The organism is Pseudomonas entomophila, assembly GCF_023277925.1.
GTDB lineage: Bacteria > Pseudomonadota > Gammaproteobacteria > Pseudomonadales > Pseudomonadaceae > Aquipseudomonas > Aquipseudomonas entomophila_D.
Genome location: NZ_CP063832.1, coordinates 2463667 through 2485227, shown reverse-complemented (window position 1 = coordinate 2485227; position 21561 = coordinate 2463667). Strand labels below are relative to the sequence as shown.

20 protein-coding genes and 1 pseudogene are annotated in these 21561 nt (G+C 62.8%); 9 read left to right on the top strand and 12 right to left on the bottom strand.

Features of this window, described 5'->3' with window-relative positions; genetic code table 11:
• Positions 1-30 precede the first annotated feature (30 nt).
• Together IM733_RS10780 and IM733_RS10775 are read right to left on the bottom strand one after the other, a co-directional pair.
• On the bottom strand, positions 31-1380 hold the full coding sequence (locus IM733_RS10780) for a heavy metal sensor histidine kinase (RefSeq protein WP_283107527.1): 1350 nt from the start codon (positions 1378-1380) through the stop codon (positions 31-33).
• Positions 1380-2060, bottom strand: a complete 681-nt coding sequence (locus IM733_RS10775; RefSeq protein ID WP_248920830.1) for a heavy metal response regulator transcription factor — start codon at positions 2058-2060, stop codon at positions 1380-1382. Before IM733_RS10775 ends, IM733_RS10780 begins: the two co-directional genes overlap by 1 nt.
• Positions 2061-2302: 242 nt before the next feature.
• Between IM733_RS10775 and IM733_RS10770 the strand changes: the two genes are divergently transcribed.
• Together IM733_RS10770 and queF are read left to right on the top strand one after the other, a co-directional pair.
• Positions 2303-2821, top strand: a complete 519-nt coding sequence (locus IM733_RS10770) for a cupredoxin domain-containing protein (RefSeq protein ID WP_248920829.1) — start codon at positions 2303-2305, stop codon at positions 2819-2821.
• 68 nt (positions 2822-2889) lie between these two features.
• On the top strand, positions 2890-3720 hold the full coding sequence (gene queF / locus IM733_RS10765; protein ID WP_248920828.1) for an NADPH-dependent 7-cyano-7-deazaguanine reductase QueF: 831 nt from the start codon (positions 2890-2892) through the stop codon (positions 3718-3720).
• Between the two features lie 43 nt (positions 3721-3763).
• Here queF and IM733_RS10760 read toward each other — a convergent pair whose 3' ends face one another.
• Both IM733_RS10760 and IM733_RS10755 read right to left on the bottom strand, forming a co-directional pair.
• Positions 3764-4027 carry a DUF4404 family protein gene (locus tag IM733_RS10760; RefSeq protein WP_248920827.1) on the bottom strand — a complete coding sequence of 88 codons (264 nt, stop codon included), beginning with the start codon at positions 4025-4027 and terminating at the stop codon, positions 3764-3766.
• 120 nt (positions 4028-4147) lie between these two features.
• Entirely contained in the window at positions 4148-4711 is a 564-nt protein-coding gene (locus IM733_RS10755) for a phosphonoacetaldehyde phosphonohydrolase-related protein (protein ID WP_248920826.1), read from the bottom strand.
• 189 nt (positions 4712-4900) lie between these two features.
• Between IM733_RS10755 and IM733_RS10750 the strand changes: the two genes are divergently transcribed.
• Positions 4901-5608, top strand: a complete 708-nt coding sequence (locus tag IM733_RS10750; protein WP_248920825.1) for an MlaA family lipoprotein — start codon at positions 4901-4903, stop codon at positions 5606-5608.
• 64 nt (positions 5609-5672) lie between these two features.
• Here IM733_RS10750 and IM733_RS10745 read toward each other — a convergent pair whose 3' ends face one another.
• Positions 5673-5972 (bottom strand): PilZ domain-containing protein, encoded by a 300-nt coding sequence (locus tag IM733_RS10745; RefSeq protein ID WP_248920824.1) that lies wholly within the window; start codon positions 5970-5972, stop codon positions 5673-5675.
• 271 nt (positions 5973-6243) lie between these two features.
• Here IM733_RS10745 and rssB point away from each other — a divergent pair, with 271 nt between their 5' ends.
• Together rssB and rssC are read left to right on the top strand one after the other, a co-directional pair.
• On the top strand, positions 6244-7428 hold the full coding sequence (gene rssB / locus IM733_RS10740; RefSeq protein ID WP_248920823.1) for a two-component system response regulator RssB: 1185 nt from the start codon (positions 6244-6246) through the stop codon (positions 7426-7428).
• Positions 7425-7907, top strand: coding sequence for an anti-sigma factor antagonist RssC (rssC, locus tag IM733_RS10735; protein ID WP_023631332.1), 483 nt, complete (start codon positions 7425-7427; stop codon positions 7905-7907). The genes rssB and rssC overlap by 4 nt, the downstream gene beginning before the upstream one ends.
• Positions 7908-8004: 97 nt before the next feature.
• Here the strand turns inward: rssC and IM733_RS10730 are convergent, their stop codons facing one another.
• From IM733_RS10730 to IM733_RS10710, 5 genes and pseudogenes are all read right to left on the bottom strand, one after another.
• A complete protein-coding gene (locus IM733_RS10730; RefSeq protein WP_248920822.1) occupies positions 8005-9873 on the bottom strand; it encodes an alkaline phosphatase D family protein in 1869 nt (622 codons plus the stop codon).
• A gap of 161 nt (positions 9874-10034) precedes the next feature.
• Positions 10035-10961: a transaldolase gene (tal, locus tag IM733_RS10725; RefSeq protein ID WP_248920821.1), complete on the bottom strand. Its 927-nt coding sequence runs from the start codon at positions 10959-10961 to the stop codon at positions 10035-10037.
• Positions 10962-11223: 262 nt separating this feature from the next.
• Entirely contained in the window at positions 11224-12225 is a 1002-nt protein-coding gene (dusA, locus tag IM733_RS10720) for a tRNA dihydrouridine(20/20a) synthase DusA (protein WP_248920820.1), read from the bottom strand.
• A gap of 259 nt (positions 12226-12484) precedes the next feature.
• A pseudogene (locus IM733_RS10715) lies at positions 12485-12753 on the bottom strand (DUF3077 domain-containing protein).
• A 553-nt stretch (positions 12754-13306) separates the two neighbouring features.
• Positions 13307-15331, bottom strand: coding sequence for an acyltransferase family protein (locus IM733_RS10710; protein ID WP_248920819.1), 2025 nt, complete (start codon positions 15329-15331; stop codon positions 13307-13309).
• Positions 15332-15629: 298 nt separating this feature from the next.
• Between IM733_RS10710 and IM733_RS10705 the strand changes: the two genes are divergently transcribed.
• Positions 15630-16070 (top strand): NUDIX hydrolase, encoded by a 441-nt coding sequence (locus tag IM733_RS10705; RefSeq protein WP_248920818.1) that lies wholly within the window; start codon positions 15630-15632, stop codon positions 16068-16070.
• A gap of 68 nt (positions 16071-16138) precedes the next feature.
• On the opposite strand, the gene IM733_RS10700 is transcribed toward IM733_RS10705, so the two are convergent.
• Positions 16139-16519: a GFA family protein gene (locus IM733_RS10700; RefSeq protein ID WP_248920817.1), complete on the bottom strand. Its 381-nt coding sequence runs from the start codon at positions 16517-16519 to the stop codon at positions 16139-16141.
• Positions 16520-16885: 366 nt separating this feature from the next.
• Here IM733_RS10700 and IM733_RS10695 point away from each other — a divergent pair, with 366 nt between their 5' ends.
• The 3 genes from IM733_RS10695 to IM733_RS10685 all read left to right on the top strand — a co-directional run bounded on the left by IM733_RS10695 (position 16886) and on the right by IM733_RS10685 (position 20487).
• Complete coding sequence (locus IM733_RS10695) at positions 16886-17569, top strand: response regulator (protein ID WP_248920816.1); 684 nt, start codon at positions 16886-16888, stop codon at positions 17567-17569.
• Complete coding sequence (locus IM733_RS10690) at positions 17566-18888, top strand: ATP-binding protein (protein ID WP_248920815.1); 1323 nt, start codon at positions 17566-17568, stop codon at positions 18886-18888. The genes IM733_RS10695 and IM733_RS10690 overlap by 4 nt, the downstream gene beginning before the upstream one ends.
• Before the next feature lie 204 nt (positions 18889-19092).
• Positions 19093-20487: an aspartate aminotransferase family protein gene (locus IM733_RS10685; RefSeq protein WP_248920814.1), complete on the top strand. Its 1395-nt coding sequence runs from the start codon at positions 19093-19095 to the stop codon at positions 20485-20487.
• An 88-nt stretch (positions 20488-20575) separates the two neighbouring features.
• Here IM733_RS10685 and IM733_RS10680 read toward each other — a convergent pair whose 3' ends face one another.
• The gene (locus IM733_RS10680) at positions 20576-21508 is read right to left on the bottom strand and encodes a siderophore-interacting protein (RefSeq protein ID WP_248920813.1); all 933 of its coding nucleotides are present in this window, start codon (positions 21506-21508) and stop codon (positions 20576-20578) included.
• Positions 21509-21561 lie beyond the last annotated feature (53 nt).

Below are 21561 nucleotides of genomic sequence, written 5' to 3'. Positions count from 1 at the left end.
CCGGCGATGGGCCACAAAACGGCCCCGTCTTCACTGCCGTTCAGGCAACTCGATCACGAACCGCGTCCAGCCGTTCGCACACTCCGCCCTGATGCTTCCTCCATGCGCCTGCACGATCGAGCGGGTGATCGCCAGCCCTAGTCCCGCGTGTTCGCTACTGCCTTCCTGGCGAGCCGGATCTGCTCGATAGAACCGGTCGAACAGTCGCTCCAACAATTGCGGGGCGATGGCCGCTCCGGTGTTGGCCACAGCAATACGTACTCCACCTTCAAGCACCACGCGGATCTCGCCGCTGGCCGGCGTGAAGCGCAGCGCATTGTCCAGCAGATTGGACAGGGCTCGGCGCAACATGTGCCGATCCCCATGGGTGTGCGCTTCGCCCTCGCGCAGCAGCCGCACCTCGGCTTCCTCGGCCAGCGGTGCGTAGTACTCCAGCAGTGCATCGATTTCCACCGCCAGGTCCAGCGGCTGGCGATTGGGCATCAACAGGCCGTGGTCGGCCTTGGCCAGGTAGAGCATGTCGTTGACCAGCTGGGCCATCCACTGCAGTTCTTCCAGGTTGCCATGCAAGGCCTCGCGGTATTCCTCGAGGCTGCGAGGATGAGTCAGGGTGACCTGGGTGTGGGTCAGCAAGTTGGACAGCGGTGTGCGCAATTCATGGGCTATATCGGCTGAGAATGCCGACAGGCGCTGAAAGGCGTCGTCCAGGCGCTCAAGCATGGCATTGACCGTGCCTGCCAGCTCCGCCAGCTCTTCGGGCATCTGCGCCACCGGCAGGCGGGTGGTCAGCGACCGGGCATTGACGCTGGCGGCGACCTTGCCCATCTGCCGCAATGGCTTCAGGCCCCGGCGTGCGGCCCAGGCGCCCAGTAGTGCAGTGGCCAGGGCTGACAAGCCAACGGTAAGCCAGATCAGGCGCTGCATGCCCTGGAGGAAATGCTGGTGGTGAGTGATGTCGAGGAACAGGGTAAGCCGAGGCGAGGCAGGCAGGTCCTCGCTGATCGCCACGCTCAGGCTACGGTAGTCGATACCACCGGCGTGCAGGGTGGCCAGGCCGGATTGACGCGGGTCGTCCGGCAGGTCGATGCGGCTGTCGAACCATGCCCTGCCATTGGCGCCGCGTACCCGCAGGGCCAGGTCGGATTGGTGGCTCAGTTCGTTGAGTAGTTGGGGCAGGCGCGCGCTCAGCTGTTCCGGGTTGTTGACGCCGTCGAGCAGGCTACGCATCAGTGACAGGCGGCCGCTCAGCAGCTGCTGGTCGAGCTCGACGAAGTGGCGTTCGCTGGCGCGGTTGAACAGCAGCCCGGCGCTCAGCGAAACGGTGGCGGTGCAGGCGGCGAACAGCAGGGCCAGGCGGCCACCGAGGGACAGGCGGCGCATCAGTCCTGGCGCTCCTCGAGCACGTAGCCCATGCCGCGCACGGTATGGATCAGCTTGGTCGGATGGCTGTCGTCGATCTTCAGGCGCAGGCGGCGGATGGCCACTTCGATCACGTTGGTGTCGCTGTCGAAATTCATGTCCCACACCTGCGAAGCGATGAGTGACTTGGGCAGCACTTCGCCCTGGCGGCGCAGCAGCAGTTCGAGCAGGGCGAACTCCTTGGCGGTCAGGTCGATGCGTTGGCCGCTGCGTTCGGCGCGGCGGCGGATCAGGTCCAGGCGCAGGTCGGCGAGCGCCAGGCTGGTGTCCTGGCTGGCGTTGGCGCCCCGGCGCAACAGGCTGCGCACCCGCGCCAGCAGTTCGGAGAAGGCGAAAGGCTTGACCAGATAATCGTCGGCACCCAGCTCCAAGCCGTGTACACGGTCCTCGACGGCGTCGCGGGCGGTGAGCAACAACACGGGCGTATCCTGGCCGGCCTGGCGCACCGCCTGGAGGATCTGCCAGCCGTTACGCCCTGGCAGCATAACGTCGAGGATCAGCAGGTCGTGGTCACCGGTCAGCGCCAGGTGCTGGCCCGTGTCGCCGTCGGTGGCCAGCTCCGTGGCGAAACCGGCCTCGCTGAGGCCTTGGCGCAGGTATTGGCCGGTTTTGGCCTGGTCTTCGACGATCAGTAGTTTCATGGGCTTTCACAGTTCTGAAGGTTCACGCGGGCTTTGCAGGAGCGGATTCATCCACGAAAACGTTGAGGCATTCACGGCAGCATTCGCGGGTGAACCCGCTTTCACAAGGGCGGTGCCTGAAATCATACGTGACGATCAGCAGCCTCGCCCAAGCTGACAAAGTTGTAATCTTCCCGTCAGCCAGCTGCCAGCCAGCCTTTTCGAGAATGGCCTCATTCTCCCCGCACTATTCGGAGCCACTCATGAAACACCTGATTGTCGCCGCCGCGCTCGCGCTGCTCAGCCTGCCCACCTTCGCCGACGAGTCGAAGACCTTTGCCTTCGGTGAACCTGCCCCAGCGGCCAAGGCCAGCCGTACCGTCGAGGTGGTGCTCAAGGATATCGCCTTCGAGCCCAAGAGCCTCAAGGTCAAGGCCGGCGAAACCGTGCGCTTCGTGCTGATCAACGAAGGCAAGTTACCCCACGAGTTCAACCTGGGTGACAAGGCCATGCATGTCGAGCACCAGAAGGAGATGGTGGCGATGCAGGGCAAGCTGTTCACCGCCGGCATGAGCCATGAGGGCATGGATCATGGGCAGATGGATCACAGCCAGATGAACATGGGGGGGCACGGCCACGGGGCAGGCAATACCGTGCTGGTCCAGCCCGGCCAGCGCGCCGAGCTGACCTGGACCTTCCGCAAGGCCGCGCCCATCGAGTTTGCCTGCAACGTGCCGGGGCACTACCAGGCCGGTATGGTCGGGCCGCTGACCATCGAGTAACAAGCGCCCCAAGGCGGGGTGCAAAACCGGTAGACTAAGGGCAATTTCGAACCTTCAGGTCAGTTTCCATGCATCCCGCCGCCGAACATTCTCCGCTGGGCAAGTCCAGCGAATACATCGCCACCTACACGCCCTCGCTACTGTTCCCGATTCCACGCCTGGCCAAATGGGCCGAACTGGGCGTCAGCGGTGACGCCTTGCCCTGGCAGGGCGTGGATTTCTGGAACTGCTTCGAGCTGTCCTGGCTGCTGCCATCGGGCAAGCCGGTGGTGGCCATCGGTGAATTCGCCATCCCGTGCGACTCGCCGAACATCATCGAGTCCAAGTCGTTCAAGCTGTACCTCAACTCGCTGAACCAGACGGTGTTCGAGTCGGTAGCGCAATTGCAGGCCTGCCTGGTTAAGGATCTTTCCGCCGCGGCAGGCAAGCCGGTGGCGGTCAAGGTCAGCACCCTGGCCGACGTCGAATCCCTGGGCGTCACCACACTGCCGGGCCTGTGCATCGATGCGCTGGACGTGAGCATCAGCAATTACGAGCAGCCGCAACCCGGGCTGTTGCGTTGTTCGGCGGAGCGCGTGGTGGAGGAGACCGTCCACAGCCACCTGCTCAAATCCAACTGTCCGGTCACCGGCCAGCCGGATTGGGGCAGTGTAGTGGTCGAGTACAAGGGGCGTGCGCTGGACCATGCCAGCCTGCTGACCTACCTGATCAGCTTCCGCCAGCACGCCGACTTCCACGAGCAGTGCGTAGAGCGTATCTACCTGGACCTGAAGCACCTGCTGCGGCCCGAGTATCTGACGGTGTATGCGCGCTACGTGCGCCGCGGAGGGCTGGATATCAATCCGTATCGCAGCACCCGGGCGATCAGCCCCGAGAACCTGCGCTTGGTTCGTCAGTAATACGGTCAGGGCCGCAACGCGGCCCCGATCATGTTCAGAGGGTTCAGATACCCATGCTGTGCAGCGAGTTGACAATGCTGCGCAGGGTGGCTGTGAGGTCGGGGTGTTCGGCCTCGAAGCGTTCGATGGCGAGGTTTACGCCATCGACGACGTTGTTGTCCGGGGTGGCCTCCTCAAGCTTCAGCTGAGCCTCGATCTGTCTGGCTTCCTCATGCAGGCTGGCCAGTTCCTCTTCCGAAAGCGGCACATTGCGGTCCAGTTGCTCGCGCAGGCTATTCAGGCGTTCTTGCAGTTCGCGGGCAGGCATTGTTCATACTCCATCAATGACTTGGCAAGGCATGGACCTCAGCGAAGCGGCAAAGGTTCGGGCCTGTCTTCTAGCGTAATCCACCTACCGGCGCTTTGCATGACCCGTATCAAAGGGGGGTCAGGGTTTCTCGCCCTTGAGCCGACGCTGGGCGATGTCGGCCAGGCAGGTGTCCAGCGCCTCAAGGTGGTCGATGACCGAATGCACGCCCATGCCGAACAATGCGAGGGTGGCTTTGCCTCGGGCCAGTTCCTGCTCTTGCCGGGTCATGCCTTGCCATTGGCTGGAGGCCAGGTCGCACGAAGGGCCGCAGGCCGCCAGGCCAACCGTCCACAGCCCGGCGTTGAGCGCCGATTGCAGCAGCAGGGGGTCGCCGCTGACCAAGACGCTACCTTCCAGTCGCTGGCTTTCGAGGGCCATCAGTGCTTGCCAGCAGGCGTTGGGCGCCGGCCACTCGCAACCCTTGGCGGTATGACCGGGCAACCAGTCGGGGAGTTGCTGGGTGAGTAGGCGTACTTGAACGGCTTCGAGTTGATCGAGCCAGATACAAGGTACTTGCTGCTGGCGCAGGCGTTCGAGGGCGTCCAGGGCGCCTGGGGTGAGCAGGTGGTTGCCACTGGAAGTCTGGACCAGGCAGCCGCGCAGTCCGAATAACACGGCGGTGAAGGCGGGGGCGTCTCGCATGGCAACTTCCCTGAAATAGCCCGCAGCCTATCCCGCCTTTATTACCACCCGATGACGGTGACACATGTTCACAAAATCTTGACAGAGATATGTAAGACTATCGCTAAGCCAGCAAGCCATTATACTGGCGTCTTGTTCAGCAGCGCGCCAAAGGCCGTTGCCGCCGTGAAATTCGATGGAGAAACATCTATGCGTAGGATCGGTGCCGGAGTGATCGAGCGAATCACCCAGGCCTGTGTCTGCGCCAGCCTGTTGCTGGCGCCTGTAGCGGCTACTCAGGCGGCCACAGAGGAAGACCCTTGGGAGGCGGTCAACCGGCCGATCTTCAAGTTCAACGATACACTGGACACCTATGCCCTCAAGCCACTTGCCAAGGGCTACCAGGCTGTGACGCCCCAGTTCCTCGAAGACGGCATCCACAATATCTTCCGCAACCTGGGGGATGTCACCAACCTGGCCAACGATGTGCTGCAGCTCAAGCCACACGCTGCCGGTGTGGACACCGCGCGCCTGATCGTCAACACCACTTTCGGGCTCGGTGGCTTCTTCGACGTCGGCACCAAAATGGGCCTGCAACGCAACGACGAGGACTTCGGCCAGACCCTCGGTTACTGGGGCGTGCCCAGCGGCCCGTACGTGGTCATCCCGCTGCTTGGCCCGAGCACAGTGCGTGACGGCTTGGCCAAGTACCCGGACACCTACACCGAACCCTACCGTTACATCGACCACGTGCCGACGCGCAACTCGATCTTCGCCCTGGACGTGATCGACACCCGCGCCAGCCTGCTGCAGGCTGAAAAGCTGATTCAGGGTGACAAGTACATCTTCCTGCGCAACGCCTACCTGCAGAACCGCGAGTTCAAGGTCAAGGACGGCGCTGTCGAAGACGACTTCTGATTCGGCTGGATGTGAAAAAGGCGACCTTCGGGTCGCCTTTTTTCAGCCTGTGACACAGTCGGGTTCAATGCATTGCCAGGATACGTAGGCCGAGTTTCTGCTCGCCGCCAGGCTGGTCGGCGATCCACACCACTTCGGTACTGGCGTGCAGGCCCTTAAGTGCAGGGTGGTCGGAATCGATGCGCACCTCGAGACGATCGCCCACCTGGAAACGCTGCGCGGCTTGCACCTGCATGCCGCTGCTGGAGAGGTCGAGACAAACGGCGGCGATCACCTGGCCGGCATGCAGCAGGCTGATTTCGGTGTCGATGCGCATGCGGATGAAATCGCGTTTTTCGCTGTAGTTCACGGGAGGCTGGGACATGACTGCATCCTTTCATCGGGTCGCACTGGTCGGCTTTCTTATAACGCCAGGGGATTTGCCCTGTAAAGTGCAGGGAAGTCTACCTTCCCATGCTTGAAACGCCAGGCGGATGGGAGTACCGTCAGCGCCTTACAGGGCACCTCTGCTATTTGCCGGGCAAGTCTTCTTGTCCTACAACTCAAATAGAGAGTGGCTAAAGAGCATTCCAGTAGCCGTCTGTCGGCCCGCCCACAGCTGCTACGCCAACCCAAATCTGGCGCCGTTCGCCCACATGCAGAAAACCAGTGCAACGCTGCTGATCATCGATGACGACGACGTGGTCCGTGCCAGCCTCGCCGCCTATCTGGAAGACAGCGGTTTCAGCGTCCTCCAGGCCGCCAACGGCCAGCAGGGGCTCCAGGTCTTCGAAGCACACCAGCCCGACCTCGTGATCTGCGATCTGCGCATGCCGCAGATGGGCGGCCTCGAACTGATCCGCCGGGTCAGCGAGCGCGCGCCGCAGTTGCCGGTGATCGTGGTGTCCGGTGCTGGTGTCATGAGCGACGCGGTGGAAGCCTTGCGCCTTGGCGCCGCCGACTACCTGATCAAGCCCCTGGAAGACTTGGCTGTACTGGAGCATTCGGTACGTCGGGCCCTCGACCGTTCGCGCCTGGTGCTTGAGAACCAGCGCTATCGCGACAAGCTCGAGGCGGCCAACCGAGAACTCGAAGCCAGCTTGCACCTGCTGCAGGAAGACCAGAACGCAGGGCGCCAGGTGCAGATGAACATGCTACCGGAAAGCCCTTGGAAGGCCGGTGAGTACGCGTTCGAGCACCAGATCATCCCGTCGTTGTACCTGTCGGGTGATTTTGCCGACTATTTCCGTGTGGATGAGCGGCGCATCGCCTTCTACCTGGCGGACGTATCCGGCCATGGTGCATCCTCGGCGTTCGTTACCGTTCTGCTCAAGTTCATGACCACGCGCCTGCTGTTCGAAATCAAGCGCAGCGGCAAGATGCGCGAGTTCAAACCTTCGCAGGTGCTCAGCCACATCAACCGCGGGCTGATCAACTGCAAGCTGGGCAAGCATGTGACCATGGTCGGTGGTGTCATCGACGAGGACACTGGCCTACTCACCTACAGCGTGGGTGGCCACTTGCCGCTGCCGGTGTTGTACACCAGCGGCCAGGCGCGCTATCTGGAAGGCCGTGGCTTGCCAGTGGGGCTGTTCGACGAGGCCAGCTACCAGGACCAGGTACTGGAGCTGCCACCGCAGTTCAGCCTCACCCTGATGTCCGATGGCATTCTGGACCTTTTGCCGGGGGGCACACTCAAAGATAAGGAAGCGTCCTTGCCGGAGATCGTCAAGGAAGCAGGGGGCAGCCTGGAAGGGCTGCGCCAGCGTTTCGAATTGGCTACGCTTGGGGAGATGCCGGATGATATCGCCCTATTGGTGTTGAGCAGGAACATTGAATGAGTACCGGTAGAATCCAGTTCGCCGAACAGAGCGGGACCTTCGTTCTGAAATTTGTCGGTGAAGTGCGCCTGACCCTGTGTTCGGCGCTGGATGCGACGATCGAGAAGATTTTCACCGCGCTGAACTTCTCGGCCATCGTCATCGACCTGACAGAGACCGAAAGCATCGACAGCACCACGCTGGGTCTGCTGGCCAAGCTGTCGATCCTGTCCCGGCAGAAAGTCGGCCTGCTGCCGACAGTCGTCACCACCAATCCGGACATTTCCCGGCTGCTGCAGTCCATGGGTTTCGACCAGGTGTTCAACATCGTCGATCGCCCGGTACCCTGCCCGGAGTGCCTGACCGATCTGCCATCGCAAGATCAAGACGAGAGCGTGGTGCGCTCCAAGGTGCTGGAGGCGCACAAGATCCTGATGGGGCTGAACGACTCCAACCGCGAAGCCTTCCATGACCTGGTGAGCGCGCTAGAGCGTTCCTGATCTTTGCTATTTGCGGGTGTTTTGCCGCTCTGCAGGTTGCTGAAAGCCCTGTAGGAGCGGGTTTACCCGCGATTGGCCCGGAAATCCAATACAAGCTCTAGCCGCCTGCGCCCGTTCGTCGAGCGAACTCAGTTGCCTCACGTCCATCGGCGTTCAGCTGATACACCCGCTTCGGGCGCCCCTCGCCATCGAAGAACACCCACCCCAGCCCCGCGCTGTTCCACAGCCGTTCGCCCGCCTTGCTATGGCTGGGCGTGCGTGGCACCACCTCCATCTGCCGACGCTGGGTGAACCAGTTGAGTGGTGAGCGCGGTGAGTACAACCAGCGGTTGAGCCGGTCCAGCACATCCAGCAGGCGCTTCGGAAACTCATTCTTGATCCCGCTGCTGGTCACCTGCCACAGGTGCGGGCTGCGCTGACGATGGCGGATCAGCACTTCGTAGACGAACGAATAATGCACATCCCCGGAAAGGATCACGTAGTGCCCCGGTGTGCGTGAATGACGGAAAATATTCAGGATCACCTGCGCCGCGCCCCGGTGAGCCATCCAGTTCTCGGCATCCACCAGCAGCGGATAGCCCAGCGCGCTGAACACTCGTTGCACAGTTTCGATCAGCTTGACCCCGAAGATCGGCGCCGGTGACACGATGATCGCCGAAGGGTGGTCCAGCAGCGCCTGTTGCAGTTCGCACAGGGCTTCCCAGTCGAGCAGGCCGGAGGGCTTCTGCAGGCTGTTTTCGCTGCGCCAGCGGCGGGTGCGGGTATCCAGCACCAGCAGTGGTGGCTCCGTGTGCATGGTGTATTGCCAGCCCTGGAAGCGTAGCAGCTCGCCGATCAGTTCGTCCCGCGCCTCGCCCAACTGCCGGCAACGCCCGACCAGCGCCGCGCAGGCGTCCGGGTCGTTCCCCCAACCTTGGCACAGCAGGTAGCCCGCCAGCGCATTGCCAATGATGCGCCGGGAGAACGGGTGGCCGTAGGCAGTCTGCTCCCACTGAGCAGACAGGTTCCAGTCGTCGGTGATGTCGTGGTCGTCGAAGATCATCAGGCAGGGCAGATGGGCCATCGCCCGGGCCACCTGGCCGAGCCCTGAGCGGAAGGCTTCGATCAACGGCAATTCATGGCGATAGCGGGCCTGATGCTTGTCGGTCAAACCGGGCGGTATCTGCATGCGCACCAGCGCCCACGGTATGGGCGACCAGACCAGGAGGTACATGGCCATGACTTCGGCAAAGGTCACCAAGTGGTTGTCGGCGTTGCTGGAGGAAAAAATGGGCTTGCGCTTGCCCCCGAAGAAGCGTTCACGCAGGCTTTCGTTGCTTTCCTGGGCCGGTAGCAGGTCGGCGCGGTGGTAGTAGCAGGCCGGGTGGCGGTAGAGCGCGGCGCCACTGTCTACCACGGCGCCCTCCAACGTCTCGTCGAACAGGCCTAGGCACTCGATCAACTCGTGGATGGCGCGCAGCATGGGGCCGGCAACGTCATCGGCGTAAACCTGGTCGCCGGTCATCAGCAGCAGCGCAGGGCGCTCTTCGGGTTGCGGTCCCGCCAAAAGCAGGCGGTCTGCGCAGAGCAGGCCGTCGGTGGACGGGTGGTGGGGTTTGCGGCAGGAGCCGTGGAGCAGTTGGTCGAGGCGGTCGCGCAACACGAAGCTGGGGCGGCTGGCGCCGGGGTAGAGCAGGTGCGGCGCCCAGTCAGCGACGCATTGGCCGTCGTCCAGACGCAGGTCGTATTCGAGGGCCGCGTTGCTGGGCAGTAGGTTGTCGAAGTGGATGTCCAGCAGGTGGATGAAGGCGTGCGCGCCGACTGGGATCACTTCAATACCTGTCTGCGCGGTGATGCCTGCATGTTCGAGAATGAACTCGGGGCGTAGCGGTTGCGAGCCGACCAGCCAGATGGCCAGGCGCTGGGGTTCCAGGCGGCGGAGTACAGGGCCGGCGAGGATGAGGGGGAGGGTGGCGCTGGGGGGCATCTAAGGCTCGGCTCTATCGGATGTGGCGAGTGACGCTATCGCGGGGGAATGTGGAGCATCGTGGGAGCGGGCCTGCCCCGCGATAGCGTCATCGGCCGACCCAACGAAAACGGGCGGGAAATGCTCTGCATTAACCGCCCGTCGATCAACCCGAATATGTATCAGGCTTTGTCGTCCATCAACGCTTCGAGCTTCTCCTGGTCCCGAGCGAACTGGCGAATACCTTCGGCCAGTTTCTCGGTGGCCATGGCATCCTCGTTCATCGCCCAGCGGAACTGGCTTTCGTTCAGTTGCTGCTTCGCCTCGCCGGCATTGCCCGGCTTGAGGATGCGCGGCAGCTCGCCCTGGTCATCGGACAGTTGCACCAGCAACTCTGGGCTGATGGTCAGGCGGTCGCAGCCGGCCAGTTGCTCGATCTGGCCGATGTTGCGGAAGCTCGCGCCCATGACCACGGTGTTGTAGCCGTTGGTCTTGTAGTAGTCGTAGATACGCGTGACCGACTGCACGCCCGGGTCTTCGGCGCCGACGTAGTCCTTGCCGGTGCTTTTCTTGAACCAGTCGTAGATGCGCCCCACGAACGGCGAGATCAGGAACACCCCGGCATCGGCGCAGGCCTGGGCCTGGGCGAAGGAGAACAGCAGGGTGAGGTTGGTCTGGATGCCTTCCTTTTCCAGCTTCTCGGCGGCGCGGATGCCTTCCCAGGTAGAGGCCAGTTTGATCAGCACGCGATCGCGCTTGACCCCGGCGGCTTCGTATAGCTCGATCAGCTGGCGGGCCTTCTTCAGCAGCGCCGGCTCATCGAACGACAGGCGCGCATCCACCTCGGTGGAGATCCGGCCTGGGATGGCCTTGAGAATGCCCGCGCCCACCGCCACCGCGAACTTGTCGCAGGCCAGATCGACTTTGCCTTTGCTATCGGCCTTGACCTGCTTGAGCAGGTCGGCGTAGCCCGGGATGGCGGCGGCCTTGAGCAGCAGCGACGGGTTGGTGGTGGCGTCGACCGGTTTGAGGCGGGTGATGGCGTCCAGGTCGCCGGTGTCGGCGACCACGGTGGTGAACTGCTTGAGTTGTTCCAGCTTGGAGGTCATGGGCGTGCTCTGTCCTGTGCAATGACTCGACATTACCCGAGCCCCGGCGGCCCGGCAACGGGCCTGATGCGTGTGGGGCTGCGTGGAAGGTGAGGGTTCGAGTCGAATGTACGGTAGAGGTTCCCGGCGAGGTCATCCCACAGGGGCCGCGCCTGACTCAAGATCAGGATTGCACTTGTAGGAGCCGGCTTGCCGGCGAATGGGCCAGCGCAGCCAGCACACGACAGTCGCTCTTACAGGAGGCGGTGCACATCAGGGACGCTCAGCGCCCCTGCAGCAACTCCGCAGCCTGGTCCAGTACCGCCAACGGCGTGTCGGTCTTGTGGATGTCCGCCGACAGCAACTGGCGGAAGCGCCGCGCCCCTGGGAAGCCCTGGCCCAGGCCAAGAATATGCCGGGTGATGTGGTGCATCGCGCCGCCGCTTTCCATGTGCGCGACGATGTAAGGGCGCAGCTTGGCCATCGCCTCGGCGCGACTGATCACGGGTGCGTCGCTAGCAAACAGTTGCTGGTCCACCTCGGCCAGCAGATACGGGTTGTGATACGCCTCGCGCCCCAGCATCACACCGTCGAATGTCTCCAGGTGCGTGCGGCACTCCTCGAGGGTCTTGATCCCGCCGTTGAGCACCAGCTCCAGGTCCGGGAAGTCTGCCTTGAGCTGCGCCGCCACGTCATAGCGCAGCGGTGGGATCTCGCGGTTCTCCTTGGGTGACAGCCCTTCGAGAATGGCGATGCGTGCATGCACGGTGAAGCTGCGGCAGCCCGCGTCGCGCACCTGGCCGACGAAGTCGCGCAACTCGCTATAGCTGTCGCGGCCGTTGATGCCGATGCGGTGCTTGACCGTTACCGGAATGCTGACGGTGTCCTGCATCGCCTTGACGCAATCGGCCACCAGCGCCGGGTGGCCCATCAGGCAGGCGCCGATCATGTTGTTCTGCACCCGGTCGCTGGGGCAACCGACGTTGAGGTTGACCTCGTCGTAGCCGGCGTCCTGCGCCAGGCGCGCGCAGGCCGCCAGGTCCGCCGGTACGCTGCCGCCCAGTTGCAGGGCCAGCGGGTGCTCGGCGTCGTCGTGGCGCAGGAAACGCTGGGCGTCGTTGTGCAGCACGGCGCCGGTGGTGACCATCTCGGTGTAGAGCAGAGCGTGTTTGGAGAGCAGGCGCAGGAAGAAGCGACAGTGACGGTCTGTCCAATCCATCATCGGTGCAACGGAGAAGCGGCGGGATGGCTCGGGACGCAGGGAGGAAGCGGCTTGAGATTGCATAAGTCTGGGGTACGAGCTCAGCGAAGCCAGGCGGCGGGTTCCGCTGGCAGGCGATGGAAAGGTTGATGGCCGCCAGTTTACCAAGCATGACGGGATTCGTCCGGTCCGATTGGCGATTAGGGTGCCGGCTGATCGTGTGTTGGCAGCCAGGTGCAAGGCAATAGTCTTGTTCCGCGTTTACGATCGAGCGCCGCGCGGGCGGCGCTCGATCTGATGGGCGCTGCAACGCTTTCGTCAAACACCTCGAAAGAACAACCCCTTAATGCTTCATCCCCAACTCCGCATCATCCATCAGTGCCTTGGCCAGCGCGCTGAGGTAATACGATGCCCAGATCAGCTGAGTTTGTCCTCCATGATCCCGGTGATGGTCAGGTCGCACACGCAGCCCATCAACTCCGAAGCCTGTTCCCGTGCGTGCTGGCAAGGGATGCCGGGTTCGATGCAGAACAGCGGGTCGGTATGCTTTGCACCCTGGTAGAACCTGGTCTTGCCCACGGTGGTGTGGGGCGTGGTGTCGTCTGTGCTCATGGCTCAATCTCCCTGAAAGGCTCAGTGCCTGGCCTGGCCCATTCGCCGGCAAGCCGGCTCCTACAGGCAACTCGCGCCCCTTGGACTGCCCCCAAAAACTTGGACAGATCACCTAGTGTTCCGCTCGGGTAGTTCGTTAATCTAAAAGCCCCGGAATCATTGGGCGAAACCATTTAAGTAGATAAACGAATTAACCGTGCGGGACACTAGTGTTTGCAGGCGCTTCGGTTTTGTCGGCGTTCATTGATACGGATCTTTATAAGCAGCGTGTTTTGCCCGTGTTACCTTGCTTTCCAGTGGCATTTGCTGCACAGCAAGCGTGTTGGGATGATCGCCCACTGGAAGTCGGCAAGGCCACACAACGCAAGCACAGGGACAACTCGACCGCCATGGGGCAACCGGCATGGTTGGACAGTTCATCAGGAATGCCAAAACCTTGATCGAGCGCAGATCGCTTCGGCCGGGGCGAGATGACAGGAGGCCTGCAAGGGGCGGCTCCGGTCTTGGCTTGGTGAGGGCAAGAACCATAAGGCGCTTACCCACGGTGGTTTCATCAAGGGTGTGTGGCCATCTGCTGCTCAGCGTGGGGCTTGAGCGCTTCAGAGAACATCGGGATCAAGACGTCGCCGCCATGTTCGTTCAAATGATCGTCATCGACGTAGATCGGCATGCCTTCGTGGTCGCCAAAACACCTTCCGTCGCTGCACAAGTAGGGCAGCGGATCCAGGATTTTGATACCGCATTGCTTGCTGGCTGCATCCTGTGCCTCCCACACAAACGCGTTGCGCTGCATGTATTCATCGAGGCTGATGGATACGCGCTTTTCTCCACCCGGGATGATCGTTCGCCGGACCATGGTTTTCGGTACGTCGATCTTCAGCTCCGGGATTGGACGCACCCAATAAACCGGTCGCGTCTTGGCAAACTCACAGGCGGTATTGATCATGCCTTCTCGCATGTGGGTCAGGAACTCAGGGGACACCGATGGGTACGGTTTGTCGATGTAGAAAAGCGGGACGGCGACCTCAGCCTGCCTGTCAGGTTCATTCGGACCGAACAGATAGACAGACTGCCGATTGACAATGATGAGGGGGACGTTCGCAGGTAGCGTCTTCTGCTTATCCAGCGCCAGGGCCAGGAATTCACTGCACGTATTGTTCGGGTCGGTGGAGAGCTTGAGTCCCAGGATAGTTGCACAACTGTGCAGCTCCCAATCCAGTACGTTCAGGTTCTTGGACGGAAGTGAGCGTTCCACCGCGCGGACAATTGAAGCGGCATGGCTGTCGCCGATAACAATGGCGCCCAGTTCGTTTCCGCCATAGGTGCATTGGGCGTTGGTCACCTTGTTTTTGGTGGCGTTGACAAAACACTCGGTGAGCCTTGGGTTCCTGACGGCGCTTTCCCGCATGATGCTTTCGACCCGCTGTGCAAGCGCCCTGCTCGGCACGCCTTCTTCATGCTTGATTAGCTGGCTTGGGATCGCGGTTAGCAGCAAGAGCGCGAAAATGGCCAGGTAGGCCTTGGCTGTGCTCAGGTTGGTGAAAAGCGTTCTGGATGGCTGTTCTGCTGCAACGTATGACAGGTGACCCAGCAGCAGGGTGATGCTCAAGCCTGTCACGGTGGCCACGACATCTTGGCGCAGCTCAAGGAATACCAGGGCCGCAACGATAGGCCAGTGCCAGAGGTAGAGAGAGTACGAGCGATCACCAAGCCACTGGCAGGCTTTGTTCCGAGTGAACAGCGAGCCTTGGTTGGCGGCAGCAATGATGAACGATGTTCCCAGCACCGGAATGAGCGCATGCCAGCCTGGCCAGGTTACGCTGGGGTCGATCAAGGTAATCGAGTAGACAATGAGCACAATCCCGGCACGCTCAAGATACTTTGCAGTCCGCAGGCCAATAGGGAATTGTGCTCCGATCAGGAACATCAGGCTGCCGAATAGCATTTCCCAAGCCCGCATGGGCAGCAGGTAGAAAGATGCTGAAGGGTAGAGGGGTGAAAAAATAAGGGATGCAGCCAGTGAGCCTGCCAGTACTGTCGAGAGGACAACCAGTATGCCGAGGCGCCCGGGGCGTATTTTCCATACCGCCAGCAGGAGCAGCGGCAATATCAGGTAGAACTGCCACTCGACCGAAAGTGACCACGTGTGCAACAACCATTTGTCATACGATGCCACATCGAAATACCCGGCCTCCTGCCAGAATCTCGAATTGGAGCTGAAGGTCAGTGCCGAAATCGTGTGGTATGCCAAGGTTTTGTAGTCGCCCGGCACCAGGAAGAACCAGCCGAACACGAGCAGCGAGGCGCAGAGCACTATCAGCGCCGGGAGTATTCGCTTTGCCCGAGCGAGGTAGAACTTTAACAGCGAGAACCCGTCACGGCTTTCCAGGCCGGTCACGATGATCGAGGTCATCAGGAATCCGGATATCACGAAGAAGATATCGACACCGACGAAACCACCTTCAAAGCCTGACACACCAAAGTGGTAGAACATCACGGCGACGACGGCCCAGGCTCTCAAGCCATTGATGTCGGTCCTGAAGCCACTTGAAGCGGGGGAGTGCTGGGTTTTGCTCATGAGTACCTTCCGGAGTACCGGCATATCGTCTGGCGGTCTGCCAAAAGGGCGAGATTCTACAGTGATATCGAGTGCTTGGCAGTGGCTCGCTCGTGGCATCCCTCCAAGCCGCTTGCCAGAAGTCTCATCGCGGCCGCAATGCGCAGGAGCCGGCTTTGCTGGCGAACAGGGCCCATCCAAGGTAACGAATGACAGGGAGACCTAATGCTGTCCCGAGGCCCCATCCAAGCATGGACACCGGTTGGCTGGGCGCTGGGGCGTATGATGGCCCGCCATCATTGCTGAAAAGGGCGTCGCCATGCTGCCAGACAAGGCTTGTGCCGTAGTGCTCTCATCCACTTCACAGCCCCGAATGCTTCTGTTTCTCCATCCTTTGTCCGGGGTGCAACTGGTAAAGGGCACCATCGAACAGGGCGAGACACCGAATGAGGCCGCTTTGCGCGAGTTGGCGGAGGAGTCGGGCATCGATGTTGCAATGATCAAGGATGACCTGGGTTGCTGGGCGTCCGGACACCTCGATCAGATCTGGTCGTTCCAACTGTGCCAGGCGCAAGCGGCACTGCCCGAGCAATGGTCTCATCAGACCCTGGACGACCATGGCCACGTTTTCGAGTTTTTCTGGGCACCACTCGATCAGTTGCCCTATGCGGACTGTCATCCGGTCTTCCAGCGAGCGCTGGCCTATTTGTGCGAAACGCTGGCAGCGAAGGGAATTTGGCAAGGCCAGGTATGTGCCTAGCGGGCGATCTTCAACCAAGGCCACCGTCCCCGATAGCATGTCGTTCATCCTTGTCCGGTGATTTGCGCTCAGGTGTGTGGGTACCAGTGAACCTTTGATTCGCGATGGATGTGTTTCTGCTTTTCTGGCGTAAAGGGCGTGTCGAGTGTAGCCAGCGCGATGGAGATCCAGTCGGCGAATCCGCCCTGCGAGTGGTACCAGAACAAGGACGACCCGCACCGTGCGCAGAACGTGCGCAGCACCGATTCGGACGAGCGGTATTCGCTGAGATGGCTAGCCCCTTCCAGTATCCGCAGTGCACCGCGAGGCACGCTGCCATAAGTGGCGAACAGCGCGCCATGCCCCTTGCGGCACTGGCTGCAATGGCAATGGCTCACCGCCTTTGGCGCGGTCTGCAATTCATAGCGTACCGCCGTGCACAGGCAACTGCCCTGATAGGTATCGTTCATTTGATCATTTCCAGCCTCTAACCCGGCGCTTGCGAGGGGCTCGACGAAGGGGTTGTAGCGCGGTTGAGATTGGCGCCGCTGTGCGGCGCATCGCGGATGAATCCGCTCCTACAGGCCATGGTTGCCAGCTTTGGTGCAAGGCGCCAGTCGAAATATAGCGTCGTGCCAACAAGGCGGGCAATCATGCCCTGTGTAGGGGCGGATTCATCCGCGCAGCGGCGCTCGATCCCAACAGCGCTGCAAGGCTGCAGTCCGCCAATGCCCAATCCGGAGCACCCCGCGACGAATCCCGCGCCAGGGGTCATAATCCCCCCTTAATCACTACCCTGTGCAATGCCAGCTTCCCCCACCCCAGGAGATTTCCCCATGCACGTTCTGCTCTGCGAGGACGACGACCTGATCGCCAGCGGCATCTGCGCCGGGCTCTCGGCCCAGGGCCTGACCGTGGACCGGGTGGCGAGCGCGTCGCAGGCGCGGCAGATGCTCCAGGCCGCGCAGTTCGACGTGATGATCCTCGACCTGGGGCTGCCCGACGAAGATGGCCTGAAACTGCTGCGCCGTCTGCGCCAGCAGGGCGAGACGCTGCCGGTGCTGGTGCTGACCGCGCGCGACGCGGTCACCGATCGGGTCGATGGGTTGCAGGCGGGGGCCGATGATTACCTGCTCAAGCCGTTCGACCTGCGTGAACTGGCGGCGCGGCTGCACACCTTGCTGCGCCGGGTGGCGGGGCGGGCGGTCAATGTGATCGAGCACGGGCCGCTGTGCTATGACCCCAGCAGCTGCGTGGCAACTTTGGCTGGCGCGCCGGTGGACTTGTCGCGACGCGAGCAGGCGCTGCTCCAGGCATTGCTGCAGAACCCGGGGCGGGTGCTCTCCAGCGAGCAATTGAAAGACTGCGTGTATGGCTTCAGCGACGAGGTCGAGAGTAACGCCCTCAACGTGCATATCCACCATCTACGCCGCAAGCTCGGTAACGGCATCGTCGAGACCGTGCGTGGCCTGGGCTACCGCCTGGGGCCGGCGCAGGCGCCGCAGGAGGTGTCGTCGTGAGCTTGCGCGTACGCCTGTCGTTGATCCTCGGCAGCGCCTTCATCGTCATCTGGGTGCTGGCGGCAGCGTGGATGCTGCGCGACCTGCGCCAGCAGATGATGTTTTCCCTCGACCAACGCCTGGTGGCGTCGGCGCGCATGGTGGCCGGGCTGATCGACCAGTTGCCGCAGCCGTTGACGGCCAAGGGGCAGGATGCGCATTTTTCCGCCGACCAATTCAGCGTGCCGGACGGCATGGCCTGCCAGGTGAGCTCGCTGCGCGGTGAGATCCTGGCCAGTAACCACAAGCACGACGGCACGATGGACGACCAGCGCAGCGGTTTCCGCGACCAGACCATCGACGGTGCCTCATGGCGAACCTTCACCTACAACCATGGCGATGTGCGCATCACCACCGCCGATCGCCACTTGGAGCGCGAAGCGCTGAACCAGTCGATCCTGTTGGCGGCATCGGCGCCGGTGCTGATGGCGCTACTGGGCAGCCTGGGGCTGCTGTGGATTGGCCTGGGCAAGGGCCTGGAACCGCTCAACCGCATGCGTGACGCCTTGCGCAGGCGGCGCGCGGATAGTGTCGAGCCGTTGCAGGTGGCCGGCCTGCCCGGCGAGCTGCAACCGTTGCTCGACACCCAGAACCAGCTGTTCCTGCGCATCGCCCAGACCATCGAGCGCGAGCGCCGGCTCACCGACGATGCCGCCCACGAGCTGCGCAGCCCGCTGACCGCGATCAAGACCCACCTGCAAGTGGCGCGGATGACCGATGGCGCGGTACGCGAGCAGGCCCTGGAGCATGCCGAGCAGGGGGCTGATCGCATGCACCGCACGCTGGAGCAGTTGCTGATGCTGGCGCGGGTCGAGGGCAGCCTGTCGTTCGACGATGGCGTGCGGTGCAGCGCCGAGCAGGTGGCGCTGCAGGCGATCCAGGATGCAGGTGGTGGTGACAACCGGCGCATTCTGCTGCGTCTGCCGGAGGATGCCGCCAAGGTCTACCTCGGGATGCCAGCGCCGCTGGCGGTGGCTGCCTTGCGTAACTTGCTGGACAACGCCTTGCGCCATGGTGGCGATGCGGCGGTGGAATTGGAGGTGCAGGCGCTGGACGGGCAGGTGGACTTCCTGGTGCGTGACCATGGACCGGGTATCGCGCAGGAGGACCTGCAGCACCTGACCGAGCGCTTCTGGCGCAATGGCCAGAGCGGTGGGTGCGGGCTGGGGTTGGCGATTGTCCAGGCGATTGTCCAGCGTTGCGCGGGCAGCCTGCGCTTCGACAGCCAGGCCGATGGCTTGCGGGTGAGGTTGCAGGTGCCGGCGCGTGCGGGCGGCTGAACGGTGTTGCCTGCCCTGGCCCATTCGCCGGCAAGCCGGCTCCTACAGGTAGCAGGCACCCCCGTGGTCAAAGGCATCACAAATCCCGCATTAGCCGCTAAATCCTTTCCTCGCTGAAGCGTTTTCCAAGCGATGACCACCCGACACACATCCGGTTACAGGGCGCGTGGCGGGCACTTTCGCTTGCTTGCGAGGACTTTTCCGATGTCGACCGTTTCCAGCCTTGCCCAGGCGCTGCCGGCCTCCGCGCCGCAGGCCCTGTACGAATTCGCGGACTCACCGCTGCTGCTGCGCCAGCAGCAACAGGAATCCAATGCCCGTAGCTATCCACGACGCATTCCGCTGGCGCTCAAGCGCGCCCGGGGCATTCACGTGGAGGATGTCGAGGGCCGTCAGTTCATCGACTGCCTGGCAGGCGCCGGGACCTTGGCCCTGGGGCACAACCATCCGGTGGTGGTCGAGGCGATCCAGCGGGTGCTGGCCGATGAGCTGCCGCTGCACACCCTCGACCTGACCACGCCGGTCAAGGACCAGTTCGTGCAAGACCTGTTCGGCCTGCTGCCCGAGCCCCTGCGCCACGAGGCGAAGATCCAGTTTTGCGGCCCCACCGGCACCGACGCCGTGGAAGCGGCGCTCAAGCTGGTGCGCACCGCCACCGGGCGCAGCACGGTGCTGGCGTTCCAGGGCGGCTACCACGGCATGACCCAGGGCGCCCTGAGCCTGATGGGCAGCCTGGGGCCGAAGAAGCCGTTGGGGGCGTTGCTGAGCAATGGCGTGCAATTCCTGCCGTACCCCTACGACTACCGTTGCCCGTTCGGCCTGGGCGGCGAGGCGGGCGTTCGCGCCAACCTGCACTACCTGGAGAACCTGCTGAACGACCCCGAGGCCGGCGTGGCCTTGCCGGCGGCGGTGATCGTCGAGGTGGTGCAGGGCGAGGGTGGGGTGATCCCGGCCGATATCGAATGGCTGCGCGGCTTGCGGCGGATCACCGAGCAGGCCGGCGTGGCACTGGTTGTCGACGAGATTCAGAGTGGTTTCGCCCGTACCGGGAAAATGTTCGCTTTCGAGCACGCCGGGATCGTGCCGGACGTGGTCACGTTGTCCAAGGCCATCGGTGGCAGCCTGCCGCTGGCGGTGATGGTCTACCGTGACTGGTTGGACACATGGTCGCCGGGTGCCCATGCGGGTACTTTCCGGGGCAACCAGATGGCCATGGCGGCGGGGTCGGCGGTGATGAACTACCTGGTCGAGCATCGCCTCTGCGAGCATGCCGAAGCCATGGGGCAGCGACTGCGTGGGCATCTTCAGCGCTTGCAGCGGGACTATCCGCAGTTGGGGGATATCCGTGGGCGTGGGTTGATGCTCGGTGTCGAACTGGTCGACCCGGCGGGTGAGGCCGATGCGCTGGGGCATCCGCCGGCGTGCCGGACCCTGGCGCCGAAGGTACAGCGCGAATGCCTGCGCCGTGGCTTGATTCTCGAACTGGGCGGCCGACATGGCGCGGTGGTGCGTTTCCTGCCGCCGCTGATCATCAGTGCTGAGCAGATCGACGACGTCGCCGGGCGGTTCGCCGAGGCCGTGGCCGCCGCGGTCGGCTGACTGCACGCAATCTGTAGGAGCCAGCCTTGCTGGCGAACGGGAACACAGCCGTTCGCCAGCAAGGCTGGCTCCTACGGGAAGCGGCGCATCAATCGAATGTGCGGCCGTCGCGCCAGTAGCCCATCAGTGTCAGGCTTTCACGTGGCAGGCCGCGCTCCTTGATCAAGAAGCGGCGGATATCCATCACGGTTGCCGATTCACCGGCGATCCAGGCATAGAAATCGCCACCCTCGCCACTCGCCAGCTCCCAGAGAATACGCTGGTCTATGTCCACTTCCTCCAACTCCACCGAACCACTGGCGCGGACGCTGGGCAGGCTGGCCAGTTCGCGCACGGCATGGCGCATCGCCTGGCCGTGGCCGCAGCGCAGCAGATCGCGGGGCAGCCAGTGCAAGCGGGTGGCCGGGCTATGGCGAAGGGCTACGCAGTCCTCTTCCAGCGGCACCTCGATGAACGTTTCCACAGGCAGGTCGGCGGCGTCCTGCGCCAGGTGCTCGAGGATGCCGGCGATGGCCGGCAGTGCGGTTTCGTCGCCAATCAGCAGGATGCGCCGGGCGCTGCGTGGAGGCTTCCATTCGTAACCACCCGGATCATCGGTATAGGCCAGGTTCGGCGCGACCATCTGCAGGCGGTCGCCGACCTTGGCCTGGGTCGCCCAGGCCGACGCCGGCCCGTTCACGCCATGCAGCACGAAGTCCACGTCCACCTCGCAGGCTTCACGGCGTAGGGCGCGGATGGTGTAGGTGCGCATGGGTGGTGTGTCCTGAGGCGCAAGGTCACGACGCGCCTGTTGCCACTGGCCATCCTTGGGCAGGCGTGGCGGTTGCCCGGCGGGTGTTGGGAAGAACAGCTTGATGCGCTGGTCCGGGGCCAGGGTGTTCATGTGCGCCACCTCCGGGCCGGTGAAGACGAAGCGGCACAGGGACGGGCTCAGGGGCTCGATGGCTTTCAGCTGGACATCGAAGATCCGGTAGGGGGTCGCCTTGGTGGGGCGCATCAACCGGGAGAGCAGGGAGGTCATGGTCGTACCTCTGTCGGTAGGGGGGGTACTGATCAGACGAGTGTGCGAGGGCT

What these genes read in the sequence shown, in the direction of transcription:
- IM733_RS10775 (WP_248920830.1), bottom strand. Translation starts at nt 2,060, where the DNA reads ATGAAACTACTGATCGTCGAAGACCAGGCCAAAACCGGCCAATACCTG.
- tal (WP_248920821.1), bottom strand. Translation starts at nt 10,961, where the DNA reads ATGACCTCCAAGCTGGAACAACTCAAGCAGTTCACCACCGTGGTCGCC.
- IM733_RS10780 (WP_283107527.1), bottom strand. Translation starts at nt 1,380, where the DNA reads ATGCGCCGCCTGTCCCTCGGTGGCCGCCTGGCCCTGCTGTTCGCCGCC.
- rssB (WP_248920823.1), top strand. Translation starts at nt 6,244, where the DNA reads ATGCAGAAAACCAGTGCAACGCTGCTGATCATCGATGACGACGACGTG.
- IM733_RS10745 (WP_248920824.1), bottom strand. Translation starts at nt 5,972, where the DNA reads ATGTCCCAGCCTCCCGTGAACTACAGCGAAAAACGCGATTTCATCCGC.
- IM733_RS10770 (WP_248920829.1), top strand. Translation starts at nt 2,303, where the DNA reads ATGAAACACCTGATTGTCGCCGCCGCGCTCGCGCTGCTCAGCCTGCCC.
- IM733_RS10750 (WP_248920825.1), top strand. Translation starts at nt 4,901, where the DNA reads ATGCGTAGGATCGGTGCCGGAGTGATCGAGCGAATCACCCAGGCCTGT.
- IM733_RS10730 (WP_248920822.1), bottom strand. Translation starts at nt 9,873, where the DNA reads ATGCCCCCCAGCGCCACCCTCCCCCTCATCCTCGCCGGCCCTGTACTC.
- queF (WP_248920828.1), top strand. Translation starts at nt 2,890, where the DNA reads ATGCATCCCGCCGCCGAACATTCTCCGCTGGGCAAGTCCAGCGAATAC.
- IM733_RS10680 (WP_248920813.1), bottom strand. Translation starts at nt 21,508, where the DNA reads ATGACCTCCCTGCTCTCCCGGTTGATGCGCCCCACCAAGGCGACCCCC.
- dusA (WP_248920820.1), bottom strand. Translation starts at nt 12,225, where the DNA reads ATGCAATCTCAAGCCGCTTCCTCCCTGCGTCCCGAGCCATCCCGCCGC.
- IM733_RS10695 (WP_248920816.1), top strand. Translation starts at nt 16,886, where the DNA reads ATGCACGTTCTGCTCTGCGAGGACGACGACCTGATCGCCAGCGGCATC.
- rssC (WP_023631332.1), top strand. Translation starts at nt 7,425, where the DNA reads ATGAGTACCGGTAGAATCCAGTTCGCCGAACAGAGCGGGACCTTCGTT.
- IM733_RS10755 (WP_248920826.1), bottom strand. Translation starts at nt 4,711, where the DNA reads ATGCGAGACGCCCCCGCCTTCACCGCCGTGTTATTCGGACTGCGCGGC.
- IM733_RS10705 (WP_248920818.1), top strand. Translation starts at nt 15,630, where the DNA reads ATGCTGCCAGACAAGGCTTGTGCCGTAGTGCTCTCATCCACTTCACAG.
- IM733_RS10710 (WP_248920819.1), bottom strand. Translation starts at nt 15,331, where the DNA reads ATGAGCAAAACCCAGCACTCCCCCGCTTCAAGTGGCTTCAGGACCGAC.
- IM733_RS10700 (WP_248920817.1), bottom strand. Translation starts at nt 16,519, where the DNA reads ATGAACGATACCTATCAGGGCAGTTGCCTGTGCACGGCGGTACGCTAT.
- IM733_RS10685 (WP_248920814.1), top strand. Translation starts at nt 19,093, where the DNA reads ATGTCGACCGTTTCCAGCCTTGCCCAGGCGCTGCCGGCCTCCGCGCCG.
- IM733_RS10760 (WP_248920827.1), bottom strand. Translation starts at nt 4,027, where the DNA reads ATGCCTGCCCGCGAACTGCAAGAACGCCTGAATAGCCTGCGCGAGCAA.